This is a genomic window from Prochlorococcus sp. MIT 0701 (genome assembly GCF_000760295.1).
Taxonomy (GTDB): Bacteria; Cyanobacteriota; Cyanobacteriia; order PCC-6307; family Cyanobiaceae; genus Prochlorococcus.
This window is the reverse complement of sequence record NZ_JNBA01000036.1, coordinates 188,698-197,637: the sequence shown is the minus strand read 5'-3', so window position 1 is coordinate 197,637 and position 8,940 is coordinate 188,698. Positions and strand designations below refer to the sequence as shown.

Genomic DNA, 8,940 nt, shown 5'->3' with positions numbered 1-8,940 from the left:
CGCCACCGCCATATCCACCGCCGCCACCGCCACCGCCGTCGCCATATCCACCGCCGCCGCGACGAGGTGCACTGCCACGCGGCTCTGCCTTATTAATCCTCAAAGGGCGACCCATCATTTCGGCACCTTGAAGAGCTTCGATCGCCGCAGGCTCAGCGGCCTCATCAGCCATCTCAACAAAAGCAAAGCCCCTTTTGCGTCCTGTGTCGCGTTCCAAGGGCAAGGCACAATTTGCAACCTCACCAAAAGGTGCAAACAATTCAATAACGTCTTCCTGCTCAGCGCGGAAGGGAAGATTGCCGACGAAAATACTCACTTTCCTTGTGGACCGTAAAAAAAAGAAGTGGACCAATTGGGCCAGGTTTAGCCATTAGTTCATGATTCGGAAATGAATCAATCCACCTTTGACGCTATCAGCGTAGACCCGCCGAGGCATTTCGATCATGACAGTCCGGAACCAAGGCGGCTACGCCAGTGACGCAGTTGCTCCTCAACTCGATCAAAACCAGTGCCGCCTTCACTAATCCGCACAGCCACAACCCGCTTTGGAGCCAATGCTTCATGCAAATCCTCAGCAATAGCGGAGTGAAATTCCTGCCATTGCTCGAGGCTTAGATCACACAGCAAAATCCCTTCCTCTAAACAACGCTTCACAACCGCACCCACCAGTTGGTAGGCCTCCCGAAAGGGCACTCCTTTAGCAACCAGGTAGTCAGCCACATCAGTGGCATTGGAAAAATCGGATTCAACGGCAGCTGCCAAGCGTTCCGAACAAAACTCCAGCCCTTGCTCCATCAAAATCGACATGGCTTCCACACAATCTTTAGTGGTGCGAACGGCGTCAAATAGAGCTTCCTTATCCTCCTGAAAGTCCTTGTTGTAAGCCAATGGCAATCCCTTAATCATGGTCAGGAGACCCTGAAGGTGACCAAACACACGACCACATTTGCCTCGTACCAATTCAGGCACATCAGGATTCTTCTTCTGAGGCATCAAGCTGCTGCCAGTGGCACAACGATCGCTGAGACGCACAAATGCAAATTCCTCAGACGCCCAGAAAATCACCTCCTCCGCCAGGCGACTGAGATGGACCATGACCAACGAAGCCGCCGCTGTGTACTCAACAGCAAAATCGCGATCACTTACCGCATCCAGACTATTCGCATAAATACACTCAAAACCAAGTGCTGCTGCTGTATTTTGGCGATCAATAGGCACTGATGTTCCTGCAAGGGCAGCCGAGCCAAGCGGCGAAATATTGACTCGTCCGCGAACATCTTTAAGCCGATCTCTATCCCTTTGGATCATCTCGACATAAGCCAAAAGGTGATGGGCCAAGCAAAGCGGCTGGGCACGCTGTAAGTGGGTGTAGCCGGGAATCAAAGTTTGACGATGGGATTCTGCCTGTGCCAAAAGAGCATGCTGAAACCGCTCCAGTTCACAATCCAAATCATCCAAGCGACGCCGTAACCACAAGCGCAGATCCGTGCCTACCTGATCATTGCGACTTCGGCCGGTATGAAGTTTCTTACCGACAGGGCCCAATAAAGCGATCAGGCGCCGTTCCACAGCGAAATGAATATCTTCATCAACAATTCCTGGCTGAAACTCTCCTGCCGCTGCCTCTGAGCGGATTTTCTCAAGACCGCCCTCAAGCTGAGTCGCCTCTTCAAGACTGATCACTCCACATTCGCCAAGCATGCGTGCATGAGCGATAGACCCATCCAAATCTTCTTGGAGCAGAGTGATGTCAAAGCTGATGGAAGCATTGAACCGCTCAATAACCGGATGCAATCCCTCTTCAAACCTATTGCTCCAGCCTTCTGCAGAACCACCGGTTACTCCACCTGCCATCCCTTCATGAGCAGCGAGTCAACAGCTTGTCAGGCCAGGGACACAGAAGGCAGCGTTACCTCCTCTGGCACTTTCAAAACCACCATTGAGGCATCATCTTCCAGTTGATGATCCACACCGACAAACCGATCCAAACGGGCAAATAACTGATCAAGAATCCCCTGTGCGCCTAAGCCACTTCGACAAGATCCCTCCATTGTGCGAATCAACCGAGCTTCATCAAAACGATCTCCGGTGATACCAGGAGCTTCGGTAACACCGTCTGTGTAGTAAATAATCACGTCACCAGGCTTGAGCAAAATTTCACCACAGCTGTAATCCGCCTCTGGCTGAAGTCCAATCAACAAACCAGGCACATCAAGCCGACTCACACTGCGTTGCTCAGCTCGCCAGATCAGCGGAGGATTATGAGCAGCATTGGCATAGCGAAGACGACGCGTGCGCGGATCGTAATCAGAATAAAAAAGAGTCACAAACCTATGGGACTGAGCCAAGTCCTCTTGAGCTAGCTGATTGAGATCATGGAGAATCCGATTAGGCGGCAGGCCACTCAACACCTCTGCACGCAACATGCCCCTGAGCATGGTCATTAATAAACCAGCAGGTACACCCTTACCCATCACATCGCCCATCACAAGACCCCAACGACCTCGTTCCCTACGTCGACCGATCAGTTCTGGACGGGTAGGGATGAAATCGTAATAATCGCCGCCGACCTGAAAGGCGGGACGACAACGAGCCGCAAGCTCGACACCTTCAATCACAGGACAACGATCCGGCAAGAGCTGAGCCTGAATCTCTGCCCCGATACTCAGTTGACGGTCCACCCGCTCGTGAAGACGGGCCTCCTGAAGCATCAAATCGTTCTCAATAGCGACCCCAGTAAGGTCAGCCACCAACTGCACATGGCGACGGTGAACATCACTCCAAATCAGAGCTGCTTGAGGATCAAAAACATAAAGCCTGCCTCGCTGCTGCCCGCGAGCAACTAATGAGGTGGCAAACATCCCGGCCCTAGCCAAATGGCGCTGAACCAACCGATCCATAGCAAGAACCTGTGCCTCATCAGTACCGAAACCCGTGGCAAAGCCTGCTTCAAATGAAGCCAACTGCCTCACTAATTCCTGACTCTGATCAAATGGAACTGCCTGAAGCTGCTCCCTCCACAAACGACCATCAGCCTGAAAAGGCACGAGCAATGCTCCTTGTACGCCCACCAGGCGGGAGGCCACCACAGGAACCAATTCGAGAAAACGATGCAGATTGGTGAAACTGCGCAGGGCAAAACCCAACGAAACCAACAAGTCCTGATTTCGGCGCTGCTCCCTCGACAAGCTATCAAGCAATTGCCGCAACGACGAAGAGGCTGACACCTGCTGAGAGGCGCTACGAAAAGAAGGAGTCGGATGTCGCCGTGGCGGCTTACTGCTCACGGCAACGGCACAGCAGGGTTAGAAAGTTAGCAAGATCAACTGCTGCAGGCCGCTGCCAGAACATCAATAGTTAGCCAAGAGTGCCTCAACAAATTCAAAACTATTGAACGGTCGTAAATCACGGATCCCCTCACCAGCGCCGATGAAACGAATCGGCAACCTCGCTTCTGAAGCCACCGCCAAGGCCACGCCACCACGAGATGTGCCATCCAACTTGGTAATCACTACCCCTGTAAGAGCTGCCGCCTGGGCAAAAGCCATGGCTTGTCGCAATCCGTTCTGACCTTGACTGGCATCAAGTATCAAAAGAGATTCAACCCTGGCTTCAGGTGCTAAACGATCAATAATTCGTCGAACCTTCTGTAGCTCCTCCATCAAATTGTGCTTTGTCTGCAAACGACCAGCTGTGTCAACAAGCACAAGGTCCGTTGATTTAGATCGGGCCGCACCAATAGCATCAAACACAACAGCAGCAGGATCAGCATTGGCAGTGGAATTGGCTATGACCGGTACACCACTGCGAGCACCCCACACCTTTACCTGTTCAACAGCAGCGGCCCGGAAGGTGTCAGCAGCAGCAATCAAAGCGGTATAACCACTGCGTACTGCCAAGTTTGCCAACTTGCCAAGAGTGGTGGTCTTGCCAACACCATTGACTCCCACGAATAACCAGATATTGAGACGACCCCGTTCTGGCGCCAGAAGATCAATGCCAGTGTCCTGAATCGGAGCCTCCAAAAGATTGCAAAGTTGTTGTTTAAGAAAGCGAAGTCCTTCAGCAGGATCCACAACTTCTTCGTTCATTCGACGACGAAGCGCATCGAGAACTTGATCCGTAGCTTCAACTCCCGCATCAGCTCTCAAAAGTAATGTTTCAAGGTCATCAAGCACCTCAGGGGTAAGGGGATCATCTCCCAGGTTTTCCAAAAGGCCTTTGACAAGACCTTGACGGGTCTTTTCAAGACCACGCCTGAGTCGACCCAACCAATCAATCTCTTCTAAAGAAATCTTTTCCGGCTTGCGCCCCTGTGCTGCAAGCACTTCTGCAGACCACGCAAAGGTTTCGTCAAACTCACCAAGCATGGGTTCAGGCGACGTTTCCGAAAACTGAGATTGCTGAGCTATTTGAGGCGACACCTCCTCAACCCTTGCTTCAAGCTCTTGTTGACGCACCTGCCTCTGGAGCGCAGCTTGCTCCAACAAAGAACCACCAACCTCAGGACCTGAAGACTGAGCACTAAATTCAGGTTGAACATTCGCAGCAACGACTGTTTCGCTAGCAGAGTCAATCTCAACTGAAGCCTGAGATGTTTTCTGCTGCGCCTGCTGTGCTTTTAAGCGGGCGTAAGCACTGCGAGCCCACTCCAAAGAGGATTCCTCCTGGTTCATTGGAGAAGATTCCTCTTGATTATTAGACGAATCTGAACTGACCTCCTCAGAGCCTTCTGCCTTCTCCTCTAAAACTTTCTCAGTAGAAACATCGTCACTGGCTTGACGATTAAACCAGTCGTAAACCATTAGGCCAACGTCACAGTGGAGGCATCATGCAACCGTCTCAAAACACCATTAATCATGCGACGACCTTGATCATCGCTGTAACGATGGGCCAATTCAACAGCTTCATTACAAGCCACAGCAGATGGAGTCTGAAGAGAAGTCAAGTCCACCACGGCCAACCTCAAGATATCCCGATCAATACGAGGCAAACGACTCAAGCGCCAGCCCTCCATAACAGCATCAATACTTGCATCAATGCTGTTGCGTTGTTCTATCACCAACCTCACACGCTCTAGAGCCCCAAGCCGAATCTGCTCCTGGTTTCCTAACGCCAGCAAACGGGGGATTTCTAAGCTTGTTGAAACACCATTAATGACCTGTTCTGCACCAATAAGACAAGCCTGTAAATGCTCACGAACCTTACTCGTAGAGCTCACATCACGATCTTGAAACTCACTATCGAGTAAATGCTGTTGAGCATTCTCAAGCTCAACAGCACAAGTATCAAGACCCTCTCTCCAATGCTGACTCAAGGTATCAAAAGCCTTCTGAAGAAGACCCTCCAAAGATATTGTTTTCAACCTAGAACTTTCACGTTCGGGAATCTGACCAAGCACCAAAAGAGCCAATTCTCGAGCAAGTGATCTGGACTGCATGATCGACACAAGAACGGGAGGAGACGAACTCAAACCTGGGTCGTAGTCGTAGAAGACGGGGCAGTATTAGAACGCAATTGAGTCATCAAGCTTGAGAAACTACGATTCATAGGAGGCTCTTGTTCATCAGGGTTCACAATTCCTGCTGAAATAATTGTGCGGAAAGCATCCTCCACAGAAATATTTAAATTGCGAACCGAGGACTCCGGCACCAAGGTATACCAACCTGTGGTGGGATTGGGGGCCGTGGGAATAAACACACTAAGCAATGGCTGATCAATCTCAGCTTGTAGTGAGGGACCTACCAAACCGGTCACAAACCCAACACTAAACAAGCCCTCACGGGGATATTCCACCAACACCACTCGACGAAAACGCTTCGAATTATCTCTTAGGAAAGTTTCCAAAAGCTGCTTAAGGGTCTTATAAACCGAACCAGCAAGAGGTATCCGAGAAAGAGTTCCCTCCCCAAACTCAAGCAGCCAACGTCCAACAATATTGCGAGCCATCAAGCCAATCAAAAGGATGCCAAGCAACGGCACCGTAAGGCCCAGGCTCAAATTAATCAGATCCTGAAGAAGTGGATTAAGGGTGATAAACGGATTGACCTGTTTGGGGATCGACGTAACAAATGCCAGTACAAATCTGCTGACAGTGGTAGCCAGCCAGATCGTTGTCGCCAAAGGTATGACTACCAACAACCCTGCAATGAGATCGTTCTTGAGATCCTGCTGAAGCCTTGAGGTCAGCGGAAGATCTGTTGTGGGATTGGACTGCACCAAGGAAAGTCTGAGGCCAAAAGCGGACTTGATTGAACCAACCTAACCAGATGTCTGACTTCTGCCGAGTTTTTAAAGCACGGCTGTGAGCGCCAGCAACACAAATGACACTGCAAGCACAACAGCACTAAGGGTGCCACCAAAACGACGCTGATTCACTGCAAGATTGCGCTGCCGCTCCATTTGCTGGATCTGCTGATCCATCTGAGTCAATTGACCAGCGACGAAGTCATTGGCTGCCTTTTGCTGATCTGCATCGGTTGCAGTAGCAGGCAACTGACCAGCTTGTGCAAGCTGGTCACCAAGGACCTTGAGAGCTTCAGGGTTCTGGGCCTGTCTACGGGCTTCCTCAAGCTGATCTCGCCTTTGCTTCAAAGTTTGATTTGCCTGTCCAGCGAGGGCCTGATTACCGGAGATCGCCATTGGAATCACTGCGATCATGGCAATAGCAAACAGACTAGAAAAAGCACAAATCAACCAGCGAATCGGCAGTTTTGCTTCGCCTGGATGATCCAGCCTGGAACTGATCAACATCAGCAACAGACCTATAAATCCCATCGGCGAAAGCGTAACCAAACGCTGAACCATCACTTGCTGAAACTCCGCCGAAGCCCAATCGCTTGCACCAAGCAAGACAACCATCTGCAACAGCAGCAAAATCACTAGGGTGAGTCCGAGCCAGCGCATCAAAGGAGTTAAACGACCGGCTGAACTTGATCCCAACTCAGAAGCAGGCAAGGCACGATGCCAAAAGGTAATCAAGTGTACGGTTGATGGTTGTGAAAATCAGCGCCAACCAAGATCAACTCAGCCATGAGCTCAAAGAGCAAGCAAAAAAACAAGGTTTTGATCCTGTAGGAATTGCCAGGTTCCCTGGTAGTGACCGTATCCAACTTCGCTCCGCTGCTCTACAACGCTGGCTAAAAGCAGGTCATCAGGCCGACATGGCATGGATGGCCTCATCGAAAAGGCAACAGGCGGACCAACTACTCGAAGGGATGACAAGCCTGCTGGCGGTAGGTCTTAACTACTTCGTAAATGTACAAAGACCTCCAGGCAAATTATTAGTTGCTCGCTATGCCTGGGGACGGGACTATCACCGAGTGATCAACCAAAGGCTCCGAAGAGTAGGTCGCTGGCTTGAAGAACAACGACCTAACTGCCGCTGGAAAATCTGCGTAGATACCGCTCCATTACTCGACAAAGCCTGGGCAGAAGAGGCCGGTCTCGGTTGGATCGGCAAGCACAGCAACCTGATCAATACCCAGCGAGGTTCATGGATGGTGCTGGGTCATCTTCTTTGCACCGAACCACTCACGCCGGACCAACCCGCCAAGTCCCTGTGCGGCAAATGCCAATCCTGTCTGGAGATATGTCCCACCGAAGCCATCACCGAACCCTTTGTGATCGATTCACGTCGATGCCTGGCCTACCACACAATCGAAAACCGCAACCCTGACTTACCAGAAAACATTGTGAGGTCCTTGGGGGATTGGGTCGCCGGATGTGACATCTGTCAAGACGTCTGCCCATGGAATCAACAATCTCTTCCCGATAGCAAGGATCCTGATGTACAGCCTCGTGATTGGTTGCTCAAGCTGACGCGCAATCAGGCCCTCTCATGGAGCGATACAACTTGGAGTGAACAGTTACGCGGATCTGCTCTGAAAAGAATCAAACCATGGATGTGGCGTCGAAATGCAGCCTCAACGCAAACCAACAAACCTCCTACGCTGCAAAAGAACTAAATCCATGGAATGAAACTGAACCAGCTGCGATATAAACCGCTTAACGGCTGGCTCACAGGAGCTGTTCTAGGTCTCATCACCACAATTGTGGCAACACCTTCTACTCATGCCCTCATTCCCTACGTCTACGAGCCAAGTCCTCTTGAATTAAAAGGAGCCAGCCTCGGCATTGGACGCACAGCCGCCCAATTGCTGCAACTGGGTCAACCCAAAGAAGCCGCTCTCTTGGCAGCACTTGCTGTCCGACTACAACCAGAAGATGAACGTCTCTGGTCAATTTTTGCAGAAGCCCAACTACGCAGCGACCAACTTGATGCTGCAAGCCATTCTCTAGCGCGAGCAAAACAACTCAACCCCAAGAAAGCAGGCCTTTGGTTCGCTGAAGCTTCCCTTGCCCTGCGAGATAACAGACCTGCAGACGCCGTGAGCCTCCTAATCCAAGGTCTAGAACTTGAACCAGACAATGCTGGTGCTTACTTTGATCTAGGCAACGCAAGAGTGATGCAAGCCAATCTTCAGATCGCTCTCGAGGCTTTTGAAAAGGCCTCCGGCTTGCAGCCAACATTCTGGGAAGCCGTTAACAACCAAGGAATCGTGTTGTTTGAAATGGGCAAAACCAAAGCTGCCATCAACCGCTGGCGGCGTGTACTACAAATCAAACGCAATGCTGAACCAATGCTTGCCCTTGCGGCTGCATTGAATCAAATCAACCCTGGCAGCACAGAAGCACTCGCACTTGCCAACAAAGCCCTTGCAGAAAATCCAAATTACGTCTTACCAAGACACCAGAAAGAGCAACTCTGGGGAGAACGCCTTCGCCAAGCGACCAGTCATTTACTGACAAACCCAAATCTACGCTCAGCCGTGGAACGAGCTGAAGCCAACGCTGATACAAACCAATAGGCACTGATCAACAGTGCTGGTATCCGCTAAGTAGATCTGTAGGCTGAGCGCTTTAAGCCCTCTAATCCCA

Annotated in this window: 9 protein-coding genes; 2 read left to right on the top strand and 7 right to left on the bottom strand. The window is 51.0% G+C overall.

Features of this window, described 5'->3' with window-relative positions:
• From EV12_RS09915 to EV12_RS09885, 7 genes are all read right to left on the bottom strand, one after another.
• A partial coding sequence (locus tag EV12_RS09915) for an RNA-binding protein (RefSeq protein ID WP_036914934.1) occupies nucleotides 1-316 on the bottom strand: 316 nt, incomplete at its 3' end.
• Nucleotides 317-441: 125 nt separating this feature from the next.
• Complete coding sequence (gene argH / locus EV12_RS09910) at nucleotides 442-1,854, bottom strand: argininosuccinate lyase (RefSeq protein ID WP_036914933.1); 1,413 nt, start codon at nucleotides 1,852-1,854, stop codon at nucleotides 442-444.
• Nucleotides 1,855-1,883: 29 nt separating this feature from the next.
• A complete protein-coding gene (locus EV12_RS09905; RefSeq protein ID WP_036914932.1) occupies nucleotides 1,884-3,287 on the bottom strand; it encodes a PP2C family protein-serine/threonine phosphatase in 1,404 nt (467 codons plus the stop codon).
• 63 nt (nucleotides 3,288-3,350) lie between these two features.
• Nucleotides 3,351-4,805: a signal recognition particle-docking protein FtsY gene (ftsY, locus tag EV12_RS09900; RefSeq protein ID WP_036914930.1), complete on the bottom strand. Its 1,455-nt coding sequence runs from the start codon at nucleotides 4,803-4,805 to the stop codon at nucleotides 3,351-3,353.
• On the bottom strand, nucleotides 4,805-5,440 hold the full coding sequence (gene nusB, locus EV12_RS09895; protein ID WP_036914929.1) for a transcription antitermination factor NusB: 636 nt from the start codon (nucleotides 5,438-5,440) through the stop codon (nucleotides 4,805-4,807). Before nusB ends, ftsY begins: the two co-directional genes overlap by 1 nt.
• Before the next feature lie 29 nt (nucleotides 5,441-5,469).
• Nucleotides 5,470-6,222 carry a DUF502 domain-containing protein gene (locus EV12_RS09890; protein ID WP_036914928.1) on the bottom strand — a complete coding sequence of 251 codons (753 nt, stop codon included), beginning with the start codon at nucleotides 6,220-6,222 and terminating at the stop codon, nucleotides 5,470-5,472.
• A 69-nt stretch (nucleotides 6,223-6,291) separates the two neighbouring features.
• Nucleotides 6,292-6,981, bottom strand: coding sequence for an HpsJ family protein (locus EV12_RS09885; RefSeq protein WP_081939928.1), 690 nt, complete (start codon nucleotides 6,979-6,981; stop codon nucleotides 6,292-6,294).
• A gap of 11 nt (nucleotides 6,982-6,992) precedes the next feature.
• Between EV12_RS09885 and queG the strand changes: the two genes are divergently transcribed.
• Both queG and EV12_RS09875 read left to right on the top strand, forming a co-directional pair.
• Complete coding sequence (gene queG, locus EV12_RS09880; RefSeq protein ID WP_036914926.1) at nucleotides 6,993-7,967, top strand: tRNA epoxyqueuosine(34) reductase QueG; 975 nt, start codon at nucleotides 6,993-6,995, stop codon at nucleotides 7,965-7,967.
• Nucleotides 7,968-7,976: 9 nt separating this feature from the next.
• Nucleotides 7,977-8,870, top strand: coding sequence for a tetratricopeptide repeat protein (locus EV12_RS09875; RefSeq protein ID WP_036914925.1), 894 nt, complete (start codon nucleotides 7,977-7,979; stop codon nucleotides 8,868-8,870).
• Nucleotides 8,871-8,940 lie beyond the last annotated feature (70 nt).

Bases quoted from the DNA above. Each gene is read 5' to 3' on its own strand.
- argH (WP_036914933.1), bottom strand. From the start codon at position 1,854: ATGGCAGGTGGAGTAACCGGTGGTTCTGCAGAAGGCTGGAGCAATAGG.
- ftsY (WP_036914930.1), bottom strand. From the start codon at position 4,805: ATGGTTTACGACTGGTTTAATCGTCAAGCCAGTGACGATGTTTCTACT.
- nusB (WP_036914929.1), bottom strand. From the start codon at position 5,440: ATGCAGTCCAGATCACTTGCTCGAGAATTGGCTCTTTTGGTGCTTGGT.
- queG (WP_036914926.1), top strand. From the start codon at position 6,993: ATGGTTGTGAAAATCAGCGCCAACCAAGATCAACTCAGCCATGAGCTC.
- EV12_RS09875 (WP_036914925.1), top strand. From the start codon at position 7,977: ATGAAACTGAACCAGCTGCGATATAAACCGCTTAACGGCTGGCTCACA.